Source organism: Shewanella sp. ECSMB14101, from assembly GCF_000773485.1.
GTDB lineage: Bacteria > Pseudomonadota > Gammaproteobacteria > Enterobacterales > Shewanellaceae > Shewanella > Shewanella marisflavi.
Map to the genome: position 1 here is coordinate 11,914 of NZ_JSFF01000006.1, position 16,632 is coordinate 28,545.

At 53.3% G+C, this 16,632-nt stretch carries 15 protein-coding genes; all 15 read left to right on the forward strand.

The window, feature by feature from the left end; genetic code table 11:
* Window positions 1-106: 106 nt before the first annotated feature.
* The 15 genes from NY07_RS07135 (at window position 107) to NY07_RS07205 (ending at window position 16,628) form a co-directional block, all read left to right on the forward strand.
* Complete coding sequence (locus NY07_RS07135) at window positions 107-2,398, forward strand: nitric-oxide reductase large subunit (RefSeq protein WP_033538665.1); 2,292 nt, start codon at window positions 107-109, stop codon at window positions 2,396-2,398.
* Window positions 2,399-2,572: 174 nt separating this feature from the next.
* Complete coding sequence (gene norR, locus NY07_RS07140; protein WP_033538666.1) at window positions 2,573-4,108, forward strand: nitric oxide reductase transcriptional regulator NorR; 1,536 nt, start codon at window positions 2,573-2,575, stop codon at window positions 4,106-4,108.
* A 25-nt stretch (window positions 4,109-4,133) separates the two neighbouring features.
* Window positions 4,134-5,561 (forward strand): M16 family metallopeptidase, encoded by a 1,428-nt coding sequence (locus tag NY07_RS07145; RefSeq protein WP_033538667.1) that lies wholly within the window; start codon window positions 4,134-4,136, stop codon window positions 5,559-5,561.
* Window positions 5,558-6,991 (forward strand): M16 family metallopeptidase, encoded by a 1,434-nt coding sequence (locus NY07_RS07150; protein ID WP_033538668.1) that lies wholly within the window; start codon window positions 5,558-5,560, stop codon window positions 6,989-6,991. Before NY07_RS07145 ends, NY07_RS07150 begins: the two co-directional genes overlap by 4 nt.
* Before the next feature lie 274 nt (window positions 6,992-7,265).
* Window positions 7,266-7,847 carry a helix-turn-helix transcriptional regulator gene (locus NY07_RS07155; protein ID WP_033538669.1) on the forward strand — a complete coding sequence of 194 codons (582 nt, stop codon included), beginning with the start codon at window positions 7,266-7,268 and terminating at the stop codon, window positions 7,845-7,847.
* Window positions 7,848-8,010: 163 nt separating this feature from the next.
* Complete coding sequence (locus NY07_RS07160) at window positions 8,011-8,286, forward strand: Flp family type IVb pilin (RefSeq protein WP_033538670.1); 276 nt, start codon at window positions 8,011-8,013, stop codon at window positions 8,284-8,286.
* 85 nt (window positions 8,287-8,371) lie between these two features.
* A complete protein-coding gene (locus NY07_RS07165; protein WP_033538671.1) occupies window positions 8,372-8,680 on the forward strand; it encodes a Flp family type IVb pilin in 309 nt (102 codons plus the stop codon).
* A 31-nt stretch (window positions 8,681-8,711) separates the two neighbouring features.
* Window positions 8,712-10,112 carry a hypothetical protein gene (locus tag NY07_RS07170; protein WP_235363904.1) on the forward strand — a complete coding sequence of 467 codons (1,401 nt, stop codon included), beginning with the start codon at window positions 8,712-8,714 and terminating at the stop codon, window positions 10,110-10,112.
* Window positions 10,112-10,972 carry a hypothetical protein gene (locus tag NY07_RS07175; RefSeq protein ID WP_033538672.1) on the forward strand — a complete coding sequence of 287 codons (861 nt, stop codon included), beginning with the start codon at window positions 10,112-10,114 and terminating at the stop codon, window positions 10,970-10,972. Before NY07_RS07170 ends, NY07_RS07175 begins: the two co-directional genes overlap by 1 nt.
* A 4-nt stretch (window positions 10,973-10,976) precedes the next feature.
* A complete protein-coding gene (locus tag NY07_RS07180; protein ID WP_033538673.1) occupies window positions 10,977-11,648 on the forward strand; it encodes a hypothetical protein in 672 nt (223 codons plus the stop codon).
* A 7-nt stretch (window positions 11,649-11,655) separates the two neighbouring features.
* The gene (locus NY07_RS07185; RefSeq protein WP_011864453.1) at window positions 11,656-11,847 is read left to right on the forward strand and encodes a hypothetical protein; all 192 of its coding nucleotides are present in this window, start codon (window positions 11,656-11,658) and stop codon (window positions 11,845-11,847) included.
* Window positions 11,848-11,861: 14 nt separating this feature from the next.
* Window positions 11,862-12,758, forward strand: coding sequence for a Flp pilus assembly protein CpaB (gene cpaB / locus NY07_RS07190; protein ID WP_033538674.1), 897 nt, complete (start codon window positions 11,862-11,864; stop codon window positions 12,756-12,758).
* Window positions 12,755-14,065: a type II and III secretion system protein family protein gene (locus NY07_RS07195; RefSeq protein WP_033538675.1), complete on the forward strand. Its 1,311-nt coding sequence runs from the start codon at window positions 12,755-12,757 to the stop codon at window positions 14,063-14,065. Before cpaB ends, NY07_RS07195 begins: the two co-directional genes overlap by 4 nt.
* Window positions 14,066-14,074: 9 nt before the next feature.
* A complete protein-coding gene (locus tag NY07_RS07200; protein ID WP_033538676.1) occupies window positions 14,075-15,784 on the forward strand; it encodes an ATPase, T2SS/T4P/T4SS family in 1,710 nt (569 codons plus the stop codon).
* A complete protein-coding gene (locus NY07_RS07205) occupies window positions 15,777-16,628 on the forward strand; it encodes a type II secretion system F family protein (RefSeq protein ID WP_033538677.1) in 852 nt (283 codons plus the stop codon). Before NY07_RS07200 ends, NY07_RS07205 begins: the two co-directional genes overlap by 8 nt.
* Window positions 16,629-16,632 lie beyond the last annotated feature (4 nt).

Sequence of the window (16,632 nt, forward strand, 5' to 3'; positions counted from 1 at the left end):
ACCAATAGATAGCAAATCATTTAAAATCATAAGTTTAAAATAGTGGCACGTTAGCTGCTATAGCAGAGTACTCCACACCAACAATTATATTGCGCTGAGAGGCTCTATGAATAAACAACGGCTAACGGCGATAGCACTCTTAATAGTACTTATCGCTTCCTTCTCTGTCCTGCTGAGCATAGGCAGTGACATCTATCGCGAAAAACCCCCTATTCCCACTGCCTTTACCGATGTTCAGGGACAGCCCCTGTTCACCCAAAACGATATTGAGCGTGGTCAACTGGTTTGGCGCTCTATGGGCGGACACCAGCTAGGTTCTATTTGGGGTCATGGCTCCTATGTCGCCCCAGACTGGACCGCCGACTGGCTGCACCGAGAGGCGCAGGCCTGGCTGGATATCACCGCCAAGGCGCAGTATAACCGCCCCTTTAATGAGTTGGATTCAATCAAACAAGCAGGCCTAGAGCAGTCACTTCGTGAAGATATGCGTCGTAATACCCTGACAACCCAAGCTAATGGCGACATTCGCATCAGCCTGTCAGACACGCGTATTCAGGCCATAGAGCAAGTCTCAGAGCACTATCTGTCACTCTTTGGTGACGACCCTGAACTGTCTATTTTGCGTGAACAGTACGCCATGAAAGAAGGCACAGTGCCTGACCTTGAGCGTCGTCAGCAGCTTAATGCCTTCCTCTTCTGGGGCGCCTGGGCGGCAATTACCGAACGTGACGGTCAAAACTACACCTATACCAACAACTGGCCATTCGATCCTCAGCTGGGTAACACTCCGACCTCAGACAACATCGTCTGGTCAATCTTAAGTATTGTCACCCTGATCGCCGGTATCGGTGCCCTGGTTTGGCATCACGCATCGGGTAAGCATGAGCCCCTGCCAACACCAGCGGACCAAGATCCACTCTTCCTTAAGAAGCCTACCGCTTCACAAAAGGCCGTTGGTAAATACTTCGTCACTGCCGTGGGACTCTTCCTGTTGCAGATAGTCTTAGGTGGTATCACGGCCCACTATGCGGTCGAAGGCCAAAACTTCTACGGTATCCCACTGTCGGAAATACTGCCTTACTCTGTCACCCGTACTTGGCACACTCAGCTCGCGGTATTCTGGATTGCCACCGCATGGCTTGGCACCGGCCTCTACATAGCACCTGCGCTGTCGGGTTACGAGCCTAAGTTCCAACGCCTGGGCGTCAACGTTCTCTGGGTGGCGCTGGTTGTTGTGGTGCTAGGCTCTATGGCTGGTGAATGGATCGGCGTACAGCAGTACTTCGACTTAGACACTAACTTCCTCTTCGGTCATCAAGGTTACGAATATATCGATCTCGGTCGTGTATGGCAGGTACTGTTACTGGCGGGTCTGTTGATCTGGCTTGCACTGGTCACCGCCTCTATTCGTCCAGCCCTTAAACAACAAGGCGAAATGCGCCCCGTGATCTGGGTGCTGTACGCCTCTTGTGTTGCCATCGGTCTATTCTACGGTGCCGGCCTCTTCATGGGTAAACACACTAACTTAGCCATAGCAGAATACTGGCGTTGGTGGGTTGTTCACCTATGGGTTGAAGGCTTCTTCGAGACCTTTGCTACTTCGGTAATCGCCCTGATGCTGGTGCGTCTTGGACTTATCCGTGCCCGCAGCGCCAACGGCGCCGTACTTTTCGCCACGGTTATCTTCCTCACTGGTGGTCTTATCGGTACCCTGCACCACCTGTACTTCACTGGTACACCAACAGGTGTTATCGCCTGGGGCGCTATCTTCTCGGCACTGGAAGTCGTTCCACTAGCCCTGATCGGTTTCGAAGCCATCGAAAGCTATCGTATGCGTAACGCCAGCCCTTGGATGATACGTTATAAGTGGGCCATCATGTTCTTCGTCGCGACCGCCTTCTGGAACTTAGTCGGTGCCGGTGTACTGGGCTTCCTGATTAACCCACCTATCGCGCTCTACTTCATCCAAGGCTTGAACACCACGGCTACTCACGGCCACGCTGCCTTCATGGGCGTGTACGGTATGCTGGGTGTTGGTCTGATGCTCTTCTGTCTGCGCGGTTTGACGGGCAATATCCAGTGGAATGAGAAGCTGCTTAAAGGTGCCTTCTGGAGCCTAAATATTGGTCTCGCAGCCATGGTCTTCATGTCACTGCTACCTGTCGGTCTGACTCAGTTCTTCGCCGTCATCGAAAACGGCTACTGGTTCGCCCGCTCACCAGAGGTGATCCACAGCCCATTGGTAGAAACCTTGGTCTGGATGCGTGTCCCTGGTGACGTCGTCTTCGGTGCAGGCGGTCTGTTCCTCGGCGCCTTCCTGTTCGACATCATCAAGAAGGCCATTAGTGCCAAGGGCACTGAGCCCGTGGCCGATGCAGCGCTATCGGCTAAAGCATAAGGCCTAACATCACTCGACAAAGGGGTCATATCGACCCCTTTTTACCCTCAAAGCAAGTGTAAAAATGACAATAAACATTACTGTTAAATTGACATATACTTCATCCTAATACAGCCGCTGCATGCCAACGAAGAAGGATATGCCTTGGCATAGGCGCTACATTTCGGAGACCCCATGGCATTAAGTCAAACCCAACTGACGCGTATGGCGTTAGATATCACCTCGGGATTGTCCAATCATGACAGGTTCTCGCGCTTGCTCGACACCATCAGGGAAAGCATGCAGTGCGACGCCGCCGCGTTACTGGAGTTCAAAGGACAGCAGTTTACTCCCCTGGCCATCAATGGCCTGAGCCCAGATGTACTGGGACGTCGCTTTGTACTGCATGAGCACCCCAGGCTCGAGGCGATCGCCCGCGCTGGTGATGTGGTGCGCTTTCCCGCCGACAGCGATCTGCCCGATCCCTACGATGGCCTGATCCCCAACCAGGGCGACAACCTCACCGTCCACGCCTGTATCGGCCTGCCGCTGCTGGCCGATGGCAATCTGATAGGTGCGGTAACCATAGACGGCTTCGACCCGGATCAGTTTAAATCTTTCACCAACGAACAGCTCAGAGGGATAAGCGCCATCGCCTCGGCCTCCCTCAACAATGCCCTGTTGATCGACAAGTTGGAGAAACAAGCACTGCAATCCCAGTGGGACAAAGGCGATAGCGCAGGCCAGAGCAAGGAGGGCAACAAGGAGATCATTGGCCATTCACAGGTAATGAACAGCCTCAAGCAGGAGATCGCTGTAGTGGCGCCAACAGATCTCAATGTGCTGATCATGGGGGAAACTGGCACGGGTAAAGAGCTGATTGCCCACGAGATCCATCAAGGCTCCATGCGCGCCGCTCAGCCTTTGGTTTACCTCAACTGCGCCGCCTTACCCGAGTCTGTGGCCGAGAGTGAACTGTTTGGCCACGTAAAAGGTGCCTTTACCGGCGCGGTCAGCAATCGCAGCGGTAAATTTGAGATGGCCGACAAGGGCTCACTGTTTCTCGATGAGATAGGCGAGCTGCCTCTGACGCTGCAAGCTAAGCTGCTCAGGGTTTTGCAATATGGCGATCTGCAGCGGGTAGGTGACGATCGCAGCCTCAAGGTAGATGTCAGGATCATCGCCGCCACCAATAAAAACTTGAAAAATGAGGTACTGGCGGGACGTTTTCGTGCCGACCTTTATCACAGACTGAGTGTCTTTCCTCTAGTGGCGCCGCCACTGCGAGAGCGGGAGCAAGATATCACCTTGCTAAGCGGCTTTTTTGTCGAGCGCTGCCGCCAGCAACTAGGGCTACAGACACTGAGACTGAGCCCTGCCAGTCTGACGATGTTAGAGGGCTATCAATGGCCCGGCAACGTTCGGGAGCTGGAACATAGCATCTACCGCGCCGCCATTTTGGCCAGAGCCCAGTCATCGGGCAGCAATGGCCTGATCAATCCTGAACATTTTGAATTTGCCAACACAACGCCGCGCATCGTCCCTACCCAAAACCGAACCATCAGCCACAAGTATAGCGGCAGCCTCAAACAGGCTACCGAAGCCTTTCAGGCAGACTTTATTCGACAGTCGCTGGCACAACATGACGACAACTGGGCCGCCACCGCCAGGGCGCTGGAAGTGGACTCGGGGAATTTACACCGCCTGGCAAAACGGATAGGGTTAAAATAACTCGAATATCATTGATAACAATAAGATGCCCAATTCTAGACACGCTCAACCACTGCTCATCGCCCTGCTTAGTCTGCTAGGCTTAAGCGCTATGGCTGACGAGGCAAGCCTGGAGCCGTTAGCCGCTCCGCTTTATCAGCTAGAGCAGCACCTGAGCTACTATGAGTTGGACAACGGCCTGAAACTCCATCTGCTACCACTGCCAAATAAGCAGAGTGTGGCCATCTCCAGCCAGTTTGCCGTCGGCTCGCGCAACGAGGCCGAGGGAGAGTCGGGATACGCTCATCTGTTCGAGCATATGCTGTTTAAGGGCAGCGAAAATGCCCCGAGTGATAGTTACAGCCAGACCATGAGTGCCTACAGTGGCCGCTTCAATGCCAGTACCTTCTTCGATGCCACTAACTATTATGTCAACCTGCCGAGCCAGGCCTTAGAGTTAGCCCTCTGGCTCGAGTCAGATCGCTTTATCCGGCCCAGACTCAGCGACGAAACAGTGCGCAATCAACAGCAAACCGTGCTCGAAGAGATGGCCACCACGATAGATAACCAACCCTATATCCGCCCAGCCATGGAGTTCCTGCTTAATCAGATAAAAGACAGCCCCTATGGCCATGCCGTGATCGGCTCGGTTGACGATGTTTCCGCGGCCACGCCTGCCAGCCTGAGCCGTTTTCATCATGACTATTATCGCCCCGATGCCATGCAGATGGCTATCGTCGGCGACCTGCCCGCACAGACACGCACCTGGGTGGAGCAATATTTCGGCGCCTGGCAGAAGCCCACGACTCCGCTCGCCAACTTCGAACCACTTAAGGTCGACAGACGCCCTGTTCAAGGGGAGATAGTCGATGGCCGCGGCCCCTGGCCGGGATTATTGTTAGCCTGGCACACGGTAGGCGCCTTGGACAAAGACGCGGCGGCGATCACCTTAGTCGAAGATTATCTGCTACAAAATCGCACTAGCATGTTGGAGCAGTACCAGCTTAAGACGCCTGACACCCTGCTGCATTACTCCATCCCGCTAACCATGGAACATCTGGGCGTGATGAATCTTATTTTGGTGCCCAGGGCTAAGGTTTCACTCGACGATCTTAGCCAGCGCATTAGCCAAATGGTCGACCAACTGGCTGACAAAGGGATCACCGACAAAGAGCTAACCCAACTCAAGCGTCGCTGGCTATTAGGCTATCTGAGCAAACTCGACAACGACGTGGGACTGGCTAATCTGCTCAGCAGTAGCCAGCAAAGGGATCTCAAGCAGCCACTCTCGGGCCCCTGGGAGCGCATTGCAGCCGTGACTTCGGAGGATATCCAAAGAGTCACCTTGCAATACCTGAGCCCGGGTTATGTCCGTCTGGATCTACTGCCACCTTGGTACATTCGTTGGGGCAAGGCGATATTAGAGTGGTTACCCGAAGGCGTATCTGACTCGCTGGAGGAGAAAGTGCTATGAGACTAACCTCGCTAATATTACTCGGCTGCTGCCTCTGGAGCAGTGGCTGTCAGCAAACCCAGCTGACCTTTACACCAGTAGAAGCCCCCAAGATCCCAAGTTTTACCGCACCGACCAATGCGCCAGCAGTAATACAAACCAACTTTGAGGCGATAACATTACCTGAGGTTGTGCCACTGTCGCCCAATTTAAGTTTGCACCGAATCCCAGGTCCCCCGTCGCAACTACTCGGCATACATCTGGTGGCGGTGAGTCCAAATGCCCCTTATGAAAACCTGGATGTTTTGCATGGGGCGCTCGATCAACTCCGCCTGAGATTTGCCAATCGTCACGACTTGCCCTGTATCGAAAGAATGGCGATTCACCCCAGCATTCACAGCCTGCGCCTTAGCCTCAAATGTCCGCCATCTGAACTGCAGCAGGCGGTCGATATTCTGGCCGAAAGCTGGTCACCAGATGCCTATCGCGAGCTGGATCTGGCCAAGCTCAGGCGCCAGCTGGCTCTGGAAAAGCATATCAAAGCCTTTACCGGCAGCGTGATTGAACAGGTCTGGGCCGAGAAGATCCTCGGCAACGCACATCCCTACAATAAGGCATTAAATAACAAGGCACTACAGCAAGATCTGGACTTGCCTCAACTACTCGCTTTGGTCGAGCAAACCAAGGCTCAGAGCCAGTGGCATCTGGTGCTAGAGGGAATACACGAAGTTGATAGCCCCTCAAAGGAACAAATTACCGCCAGTCTGAGTGAGCTGGGCAAGACAGCAGAACACGAGGAAAACTTCGTCGATATCTTTAGCCCCTACGGCAAACAGCTATTTGTTATTGATGCGCCGGGCACGGTGCAGACTCAGGTGCGGATCGGCTATCACCTGCCACTCAAGGCTGGCAGCCAAGAGGCATTTGCCTGTGAGGCCCTCAGTCACTGGCTCGGACGTAGCTTTTCGGGACGTCTTTATTACGATCTCAGGGAGCAGCGCGGCCTCACCTATGGTATCTACGGCCGCTGCTTCAACAATCCTATGGCCCGAATTCTCAAATACTACGGCACCACTCAACAACAGCACACGGGCGCCTTCATTCGTGGCATCTTAGATCACCTGACGCTGGCGGCCGATGCACCACCATCACAGGCCGAATTTGAAGCGCTGCAGACCTCTCAGTTTAGCCAGATCGCATTGCGACAGGATGATTCGAGCCAGCGCATGGAAGACTATAGCCAAGCGCTCGCCCGGCAAACACAAAGGGACTCTAGGGTAGACCGACTCCTACTCTGGCAGCAATTGACACCCGAGGCGCTACAAGCCTTAGCGCAGCAAACCTTTAATCATGTGCCAGTGATTGTCATTCGCGGCGACCTTGAGCGCATTAAGCCAGATCTTGAAGAAAAACTTCCGGACTGGCAGCTCAAGCTCATCTCGATAGACTAGCCTCATGTCAAAGGTGAGGCCGCAAGGTGTTGTCTCACCACCTTCCTTAAGGCACAGACGCATACCACTTTTTCACAGATGCTTGATTATCGATGTCTACCAAGTTTACACAGATGATGAATCGCACCCCTTGATATTAATTCCTCCTTATATAGAATACGGGAAAATAAACGAGCGTTTAATAATTTATTCATAATAAAGTATTACGCTCTACAAAATAAATACACCCTATTAGTAACAAAGTAGTACATTATAAATCTCATAAGGATGTGAAATGTATAATGGTGAATTATTTACCCTGAGTAAATCGACTAAAAATATTCAGCTATTAAAGAATATTTCTGGGTTACTCAATCTAAAGGTCAATACCAGTATTACCCCCTTGACCACTTGGAATAACACCCAGAAAACCCCAAAAATTCTGTTTCATTTCCTCAAAGACGTACAAAGCGAACTTGGCCTGATAGACCCTGACCTTTTATCAGCGGGTAAACATATCGCTATCTGCGAGAACCTCTCGATGGATGACGAGCTAACACTTATAAAACATGGCTTTAGTGGAGCTACCAAGGCTTGCAGCCCAGCACATGCCATCATGCAGATGTTAGATAATGTCCTCGAGGGCAACCTGTTTTTCAGCTTGAGCGCCCTGTCACACTATATTCAGACACAGCAAAAACCTTCTAAATCCTCCGAGCAACATGCACTGTTTCAAGGCATCACCAAGAAGGAGAAAGAGGTGCTCTCTTTTATCTGTATGGGCCTAAGCAATTCAGAAGCAGCAAATAAAATGAATGTTTCAATAAATACCATCAAAATGCATTTACAAAACATTTACAAAAAAAACCGACTGTAAGAGCCGTGGACAACTCCTGGTTAAATATAACCAATTATAGGTAAGAAAATAATAACAACGGGTAGGTTATCCAGGGCAATATTATTCCTAGGGATAATTGAGACACTAGGTTATGACGATAAAATAACCGAGTCTTAAAAATATATTCTCAAGGAGAAAAGAGATGTTAAAGAAAAAGCAACGTGGTCAAGGTATGACCGAATATATCATCATTGTCGCACTGATTGCCGTGTCTGCCATCGGGGTATATAGCTTCTTCGGTAAGACGATCCGTAATCAGGTCGCCGGTCTGTCTGCCGAGATGTCAGGTAAAAGTGCCAGTGGCCAAATCACTAACGCTGGTACATCGGCAGACGCAGCCAACTCAGTTGCCAACCAGGATTACAACCTAGGTAGCTACGATAAGGCAGCCAACAGCAGCGCTGGTGGCACTAAGTAAGCCGACAAGCGTTAAACCTGTTTTGTGGTCAAGACTAAGGCAAGTGCCAAGGCACTTGCCTTTCTATCTATCATAAAAGGAACTTATGGTGAAAAAGATAAAGATAAAAGGTCAGGGCATGACCGAATATATCATCATAGTCGCCTTAATCGCCGTCTCGGCAATTGGCGTCTACAGCTTCTTCGGCAAGACGGTGCGCAATCAAGTGGCCGGCCTATCTGCCGAAGTCTCTGGCCAGAGTGCTAACTCTCAGATCACAGCCGCGCAAGGTGCAGCGAGCAGTGCCGATGGCGTCGCCGACAAAGACTACAACCTTGGCAGCTATGACCAAGGAGCCAATAGTGCCAGCGGTGGGACCGGCTCAGATAGTGGGTCAGGTAGCGGCGTAGATTAACCCCAGCATTTCGACTAGCCAAGAGACTCCTATGAAACCGAATACCATGCGCTCCAAACAGCGAGGGCAGGCCATGGCATTGTCTTTAATGCTGATGTCGCTCGCACTCATGTCTGTGCTCTACAGTTTTAACACGGCTAAGGTCAACCTCAACGCGACCAAGCTACAGAATACCGCCGATAACACGGCTTACAGCGTCGCCACCTTTGCCGCCCGAGACTTTAATTTCAAGGCATATACCAACCGTGCCTCGGTCGCCAATCAGGTTGCCATCGCACAGATGGTCGGCCTCTCCTCCTGGTTTAACATGACAGACCAATTCGCGCAGAATGCCTGTACCACCCTCTGCTGGGTGCCTTATCTTGGGCAAGTGCTCGCTGGCATCCAAAAGGCGGTCGGTACCATCAACCAGGTAGCGCAGCCCGTGTTTGAAGGCTTGATCTATGCTGAAGACGCTATCTTATGGACCCTGAGTAACTCACAGCAGGTGATCCACTACGCAGGCATGGTCTCCAGTGTCGAGTCGGCTGGCAAGGTGGTCAAGGCCAATGACAACGATGCCAATTTGGATCTGATGCAAAACCCACAGCTACTGGTCGATGTGAAGAATGTCTGGATGTCGTTTCAGAAGCGTCACAGTCGCAACCCCAAGAGCAAAGAGACCCAGTTTAAAGATTTTATCGGCGTGACCCTGGCCTCCCGCGATCCCTTCAGTAAAAAGAGAACTTACAAATTGGGCGGCATCTGGTCGATGACCGTCTTCCCCCTACGTTGGAAGACTCAGAAAACCGGCGGCAGCGATCTGATTGCTTACGATAATGGTCAGGCCGAATCCTGGACCTCGATGGACACCATCAGTTTCCACCTCTCCAAATTTCGCTGTAGTTGGTCCGGTTGCCGTTGGCGCGGATACAGAGAGATCCCACTTGGCTGGGGCTCAACCAGTTCGGATGATCGCACCGAAATTCGCCGCGTAGGCAATCGTCAAACCTGGGGCAGCAGTCGAAGAATTAACCGCTGGGGAGCTCGATTGGCCGCCAATACCCAGGAAACCCGTGGCGACTATAATGGCGTACGTCCTTTCTTTGGCCTTTCAAGCAGCGCTAACAAGAAGAGTCAGACGGATAATATCGCCGTAGTGGTCTCTAAAAGCCGCAACAATGTCGGCACCTCAAGCAGTGTGAAACTGGTGGGCGATGGCCTCAACCCTGCAAACGATGAGCAGATGCTTGGCGATCGCATGACGGCCCTGGCGACGGCACAGGCCTATTACTCACGCCCCAGAGACCTGATGCAAATCACCTCTTCCTGGGCCAGACGAGATGGTCGCCACGAATATGGCAACCTCTATAACCCCTTCTGGCAGACCCGTCTCACCGACTCGACCAACGGTGAGCGCAGCACTGTGCTGGCCTTGACGAGGATGCTCTAATGACCAAGAAACAAAAGGGCCAAGCCCTGGTCGAGAGCGTGGTGGGCCTCAGCTTTGTAATTATCCCTGTGCTTATCATCTTCCCCTTGCTCGCTAAGGTCTCAGGTGCCCAGCACAGGGCAGATCAGGCCGCGCACTATAACGCCTGGGAGCGCACCGTGTGGAAAGAGGGACGGCCAGATAGAATGCCGAGCCGTAGCGGTCTCTATGTAGCCATCCGCTCCGAGACCCAGCAAATGAAATACCTGCCCTGGCGCTTCTACCAACAAGATGGCCGCAAGATAGCGACCCGCGAGCGGGAGCAGTGGAGCTGGGACAACAATACCCACCCACTACTCAAGTACCCCCTAAAACGCGACGGCAGCGAATCCCTGCTGCTAAAGAACCTGCAGGAGTCGGCCAAGGATGAGCAGGAACTCGCCAGAATTAGCGGTAGCCAGCAAGGTTCTGGAACACCTGGGACCTATGGCAAGAGCGTCGAGCAAGCCGTTGGCATGCTCTCTTTTACCGGCTTTAACCTGCCCAGAGATCAGTTCTATCGCACCCAGGTCAAGACTGACCTGGAAAACCTCGAAATGAGCCCATTTGACGAACTAAACCTGAGCGTCGAGGGCCAAAGCGCCCTGCTAGCCTCAGGTTGGAACGCCGCCGGCCCCTACCATGTGAGGAACCGGGTAAGACGATTAGTGCTGACCAACTATATGGATGTCGGTGTGATCCGCACCGCCCAGAACCTCATCGGCATTATCCCCTTCGGCAAGGAGATCAAGTCCAACTCGCTGAAGCTAGGTTTCGTCGAGCCCGATGTGCTGCCCGCCAACCGCCTATGTACCTATGGCACCAAGAACTGTGGAGGCTGATCCCATGAAATCATTTTTCCCGCTTATCCTCGCGCTATTCACAAGCCTCGCACAGGCAAGCGACTGGCCTGAGATAGATTTTCCTGACACCGCCAAGGTAGAGATAGTCGCCGATGAGATGCGCTATAACGGCTACCCCATGAAGACCTGGGTGGTGAAAGACACTCAAACCCAATCCCAGCTGGCGGCCTTCTTTACTAAGGCCTGGCAGAAGGATAGCGAACGCTTCGATTCCCGCCCCTTTAACGGCGACTTGGTGATCAATAGCCTGCAGCCCCCCTACCTGTTGACCGCCCGTATCAGCCAACAGTTTGATGGTGTAACCGCCTTTGTCGGTATCACCAAAAACATGGAAGAGAATGAGCTGGCTAAGGTTAGACGCAACACTTTTCCTCAGCCAAGCGGCGCCACGGTACTGTCGGATATCGCCTCTAGCGACCTCTACAAACAGGGACGCACTATCGTGCTCAGCAGCACTCGCAGCCTAGCCAGTAACTATCACTACTACCGCCGTCACTACCAACAGCGGGGCTGGGTAGAAGAGACGGCCATACTCGATACCCAATCGGGTAAGGCCGCCCTACAGATGAGCCAGGGAACCAATAGTGTCGACATCAGTTTCGACACCCGCAATTCGCAAGTTTACATAGTTGCCAATCAAGTCAAACAAGGATGATGAACCCATGCAGTTAAGCAACACCCGCTGTCGGGGCCAGGCCAGCGTCGAATACCTGGTGGTATGCGGCGCCTTAGTGGCCGCGCTACTGACCCCCGTCAGCAACGATGACAATGTGCTAGATCTCTGCGCCGATGCCCTCACCGAGTGGTATACGGCGTTTGCCTACACAAAATCGCTCTCGATACTCCCCAACTAACTTCAGGTTTGACGATGAATTTAAAATCAATTGACTTCAATTGGGTGCTGCTAGTTATTGCCTTGATATTAGGTGGTATTTCGGCATGGGCGACCAAAAACTACTTTATTGCCAAAGAGCAGGAACTCAGAGATGAGTTAACCAAGGACAACATAGAGATGGCCGACGTGATCGTCGCCACCCAGCCACTGCAAAAGGGCGACATCATCTCTCAGGCTAACATGTCTGTACGCCAAGTCCGCGCAGATACCCTGCCGCTAGATGCCATACACCCCAGCCGCTTCGGCGAGGTCGCCGGTCAGATGTTGCTGCAACCCATGGCACCGGGTCGCCCGCTGATCGAGACCTATCTGCCTGGCATGCGGGTGGCGCAGTTCTCCGACATTCTTAAAGAAGGCCAACGTGCCGTCACCATAGATATCGATGAGATTAACTCGAGTGCCGGCATGCTGGTGCCCTCGGATCATATCGACCTACTGCTGGCCTTCAAAGAAGAGGGCCGCGATGGTGAGCGAAAAAGACTTCAGCTACTGCTGGAGGATGTCACCGTACTGGCCACCGGCAGACGCAGCATAGATGTCAATCCGGAGTTGGTCGACACCCTATACGACAACCCCAACGCCTATAACACAGTGACCCTAGCGCTGTCGGTTAACGACGCCGCGCGCGTCTCGCTGGCCAAAGAGAAAGGTGATTTCGTCACCCTGCTAAGAAACCAGAAGGAGTCTAGCGCACTAGAGTTTATCTCTATGCATGAAGGCCAGCTGTTTCATCGCGAAGAAGAAAACCACGAGCTTACCGTCGAGGTGATCACCGGCGGCAACGGCATCAAGACCAGTACCCAAACCTACCCGCTTCCCAAAGAGATGCTAGAGCAACTCAGCCAACAAAAAGATAAAGCCGTACTATGAAAACATTGAAAATTGTCGCATTTTTTTGGATCTGCCTTCTGCTGCCGGCTACTAGCATGGCGCACAACAACCGCCCTATGAAGCTCTATGTCGGCGCAGTCGAACTCTATAAGGCCGCCAACGTTGAGCGCATCGTGGTGGGTAACAGCAAGGTGCTCAGCGCCAAGGTCGTCGATAATAAGGGCGTCTTGCTAATTGGCGAGGCTCCGGGCAACACAGACCTACAGCTTTGGCAAAAAGATGGCAAACTGATCAAACTCAGCCTCACTGTCACCCCAGACAACAGCCTGCGCACCACCACCATGGTCAAGAAGATGCTTGCCGCCTTCCCTTCGCTCACCGTTTCGGAGAGCGATGGCCTGATCATCGTTCAGGGTGAAGCCGACCTGGCCCAGAAAGAGCAGCTAGAGAAGATCCTCGAAGCCGGTCCGAACGTGGTTTCTCTGGTGAAATACCTCAAGTTTGCCAAGACTATGTCACCCATGGTGAAGATGCAGGTCAAGATCGTCGAATTCAACAAATCGACCCTCAACAACGTCGGCATCAAATGGGAAACCTCCATGGCTGGTCCGGCCTATGGCGTGGCTAAAGGCTTCACCGCCAACCCCATCTTCAACGTCGCCTCACCCGGACAATACACGGAGGCGCTCACTGAGGCCATAACCAAAAACATAGGCGTGCTGGATACCCGCGGCTGGAGCTCTCTGGGTATTGTTTCCGGCATCGGCAGCCAGATCCAACTGCTGTCTGAAAAGGGCGATGCCCGTCTGCTGGCGCAGCCTAACCTGACCACCCGCAGCGGCGAGTCGGCCAGCTTCCTGGCCGGTGGCGAATTCCCTATCCGCAGCGTCAGCGGCTTAGGCGCTGTAGATGTCGAATATAAGGAGTACGGCATCAAGTTGGATATCGAGCCCGTAGTCGACGAGCAGCAAAACATCGTCAGCCGGGTCATGGCCGAAGTTAGCTCTATCGCCCCTTCGGTGGCCGTCGATGGTGTGCCAGGCATGCTGACCCGCCGCACCGAGTCTGTGATCAACGTGAGAAACAACGAGACCATAGTGATCTCAGGCCTGGTCAACAGTGAAATGTCTAAGATAGTCAACAAGTTCCCTCTGCTTGGCGATATTCCCATCCTAGGTGAACTCTTTAAATCTCGCGACTTTAAAGATGACAAGACTGAGTTGGTTATCTTCGTCACTCCTGTAGTGGTTTATCCGGGAGAGGAGGAGCATGACACTCAGCTCAATCGCGGCCTAGAGATGGCGGAAGAAGCCACCAAGCTCGACGCTTTCTACATCTTGGATTAGGAGCCGCTCATGTTTAACATCATAGTCAGCACCACCAAGGGCACTAAAGTCGGCGAGTTTCAGTGTATCCACCGCGAATGCCGTGTGGGGAAAGATCCCGATCAGCTGATCGTCCTTCGGGGCTTTAAGATCTCCAAGCATCACGCCACCCTGCGACAAAATGAGCAGGGGATCTTTATCGTCGATAACAAGAGTCGTACCGGCATACGGGTGAACGACGAAAAACATCAGGAGTTCGGCCCCCTCACTCTCAATGACAAGATTCAGGTAGGCGATTACCAGCTCAGAGTGCAAAGCAGCGATCCGCAGTTTCAAGCTAGCGTCCTCACAGAGACACCACCGCCACCTGCCCAGGTAACGGCGCCGACTGCCCCCGTAGCACCAGCATCCGTAACAGTAAACCAGGCCAAGCCTGAGATGGTGACAGAGCTGAGCGCCCAGATTCAGAGGCGCAACGAGTGGCGCCGTAAGGTGCATACCGAACTACTCAAACAGATGGATCTGCGCCGGGTTAACGTTAACGAGATGAGCGATACCGAACTGCGGGCCCAGAGTGAGGTGCTGCTCAAGCAGATCATCGACAACTTTAAGTTGCCCGAAGATATCGAGATCTCCGCGCTGACCAAAGAGGTGCTGGACGAGACCATAGGCCTTGGTCCACTTGAAGGGTTGATCGCCGACCCGGATGTCACTGAGATCATGGTCAATAGCCATGATCAGATCTTCTATGAGAAGGCGGGTAACCTCTACCTGTCGGATATTGCCTTCTCCGACGATCAGGCGGTACTCGGTGCCATCGAACGAATCGTGACCCCGATAGGCCGACGTATCGACGAGAGTTCGCCCATGGTGGACGCCCGCCTTAAGGATGGTTCCCGGGTAAATGCAGTCATCCCCCCATTGGCACTCAAGGGCCCCTGCATCACCATACGTAAATTTATGCAGCGACGCTTGGGGTGTGACGATCTGGTGGCCTTTGGCTCCATGAGTCCCGCCATGGCGGAGTTTCTCGAGATCGCCGTAAAGCAAAAGCGCAACGTTGTTATCTCAGGGGGGACAGGCTCGGGTAAGACGACCCTGCTGAACGTGCTGTCAAACTTCATCCCAGATAACGAACGTATCGTCACTGTGGAAGATGCCGCCGAACTGCAGCTCTATCAGCCCAACCTGGTCTCTCTCGAGGCCCGCCCCCCTAACCAGGAGGGTAAGGGCGCCATTGAGATCCGCGACCTGGTCAAGAACTGCCTGCGGATGCGTCCCGATCGCGTGGTGATCGGTGAGTGTCGTGGCGGCGAGGCCCTGGATATGCTGCAAGCGATGAACACAGGGCACGACGGTTCGCTCACCACAGCACACTCCAACTCCCCCAGGGACTGTATCTCACGTCTTGAGGTAATGGTGATGATGGCGGGTATGGATCTACCTGTGATGGCTATTCGCGAGCAGATCACCTCGGCGGTCAACATCATAGTGCAACAATCACGCTTTAGTGACGGCTCGCGCCGGGTCACCAGTATCTGTGAGGTCACCGGCATCGAGGGCTCAGTGGTGCAGCTCTCAGAGATCTTCAAGTTTCAGCAGACGGGTTTCAACGAGCTGGGCAAGGTACAGGGCTATTACACGGCGACCGGCACCCTGCCCGAGTTCTATGAACAGTTAAGAAAGCAAGGAGTCACAGTGCGTCTGGATATCTTCGACAAGGATAGCCGCTATGAGTAGTCCATTAATCGCCGCCATACTGGTGTTTGGCTCGGTGACCATGCTGGTGTGGGCGCTTAAGCATCTGTCGACCCGATTCGCCAAGCGCTACCAGGAGACCTTCACCAGCTCGGCACGTACCAACCTGTTCGATATGTTTCTGTTTATCGAGCCAAGACAGCTATTTGTCATCAACATGCTGACCCTGTTGGCGGTGCCTTTTCTGGTTCGACTCTTTTTCGGCTCCTGGGTGCTGGGGATCTTGCTGAGTATTGTGCTGGCCCTGCTGCCGCGCTTCGCCTATCAGTTCCTGCATAAGCGCCGTCGCCGCAAGTTTGTCCACCAGCTACCCGATGCGCTCAATATGATCGCCTCCTCGATGCAATCAGGGGCTAACGTCAGTAACGCCATCGAGTTTATGGCCGAAGAGATGGAGGCACCGATCAAACAGGAGTTTCAGCTCTTCCTGCGCGAGCAGCGTCTGGGCGTGGAGTTCAACACAGCGCTGGACAACATGTTTAAACGCATCCCGGAAGAGGAGTTTCAGCTGGTGACCGCCAGCATGCAGATCTCCCGCGAGGTCGGGGGCAACCTAGCCGAAGTGCTTCAACGCCTCTCCGCCACCTTGCGACGCAAGATAGAGATGGAGGGCAAAATCGATGCACTGACCTCTCAGGGCAAGATGCAAGGCATAGTGATGACTCTGCTGCCCATCTTTATCGGCGTTGTGCTGTATCACATGGAGCCCTCCGCCATGGGCCGTATTCTCACCGAGCCTATGGGCTGGGCTCTGATAGCTCTGGTCATCATTATGCTCACCAGTGGTTACCTGTCGATCCGTAAGATCGTCGCGATAGACGTATAGGAAA

What these genes read in the sequence shown, in the direction of transcription:
- NY07_RS07135 (WP_033538665.1), top strand. Translation starts at nt 107, where the DNA reads ATGAATAAACAACGGCTAACGGCGATAGCACTCTTAATAGTACTTATC.
- norR (WP_033538666.1), top strand. Translation starts at nt 2,573, where the DNA reads ATGGCATTAAGTCAAACCCAACTGACGCGTATGGCGTTAGATATCACC.
- NY07_RS07145 (WP_033538667.1), top strand. Translation starts at nt 4,134, where the DNA reads ATGCCCAATTCTAGACACGCTCAACCACTGCTCATCGCCCTGCTTAGT.
- NY07_RS07150 (WP_033538668.1), top strand. Translation starts at nt 5,558, where the DNA reads ATGAGACTAACCTCGCTAATATTACTCGGCTGCTGCCTCTGGAGCAGT.
- NY07_RS07155 (WP_033538669.1), top strand. Translation starts at nt 7,266, where the DNA reads ATGTATAATGGTGAATTATTTACCCTGAGTAAATCGACTAAAAATATT.
- NY07_RS07160 (WP_033538670.1), top strand. Translation starts at nt 8,011, where the DNA reads ATGTTAAAGAAAAAGCAACGTGGTCAAGGTATGACCGAATATATCATC.
- NY07_RS07165 (WP_033538671.1), top strand. Translation starts at nt 8,372, where the DNA reads ATGGTGAAAAAGATAAAGATAAAAGGTCAGGGCATGACCGAATATATC.
- NY07_RS07170 (WP_235363904.1), top strand. Translation starts at nt 8,712, where the DNA reads ATGAAACCGAATACCATGCGCTCCAAACAGCGAGGGCAGGCCATGGCA.
- NY07_RS07175 (WP_033538672.1), top strand. Translation starts at nt 10,112, where the DNA reads ATGACCAAGAAACAAAAGGGCCAAGCCCTGGTCGAGAGCGTGGTGGGC.
- NY07_RS07180 (WP_033538673.1), top strand. Translation starts at nt 10,977, where the DNA reads ATGAAATCATTTTTCCCGCTTATCCTCGCGCTATTCACAAGCCTCGCA.
- NY07_RS07185 (WP_011864453.1), top strand. Translation starts at nt 11,656, where the DNA reads ATGCAGTTAAGCAACACCCGCTGTCGGGGCCAGGCCAGCGTCGAATAC.
- cpaB (WP_033538674.1), top strand. Translation starts at nt 11,862, where the DNA reads ATGAATTTAAAATCAATTGACTTCAATTGGGTGCTGCTAGTTATTGCC.
- NY07_RS07195 (WP_033538675.1), top strand. Translation starts at nt 12,755, where the DNA reads ATGAAAACATTGAAAATTGTCGCATTTTTTTGGATCTGCCTTCTGCTG.
- NY07_RS07200 (WP_033538676.1), top strand. Translation starts at nt 14,075, where the DNA reads ATGTTTAACATCATAGTCAGCACCACCAAGGGCACTAAAGTCGGCGAG.
- NY07_RS07205 (WP_033538677.1), top strand. Translation starts at nt 15,777, where the DNA reads ATGAGTAGTCCATTAATCGCCGCCATACTGGTGTTTGGCTCGGTGACC.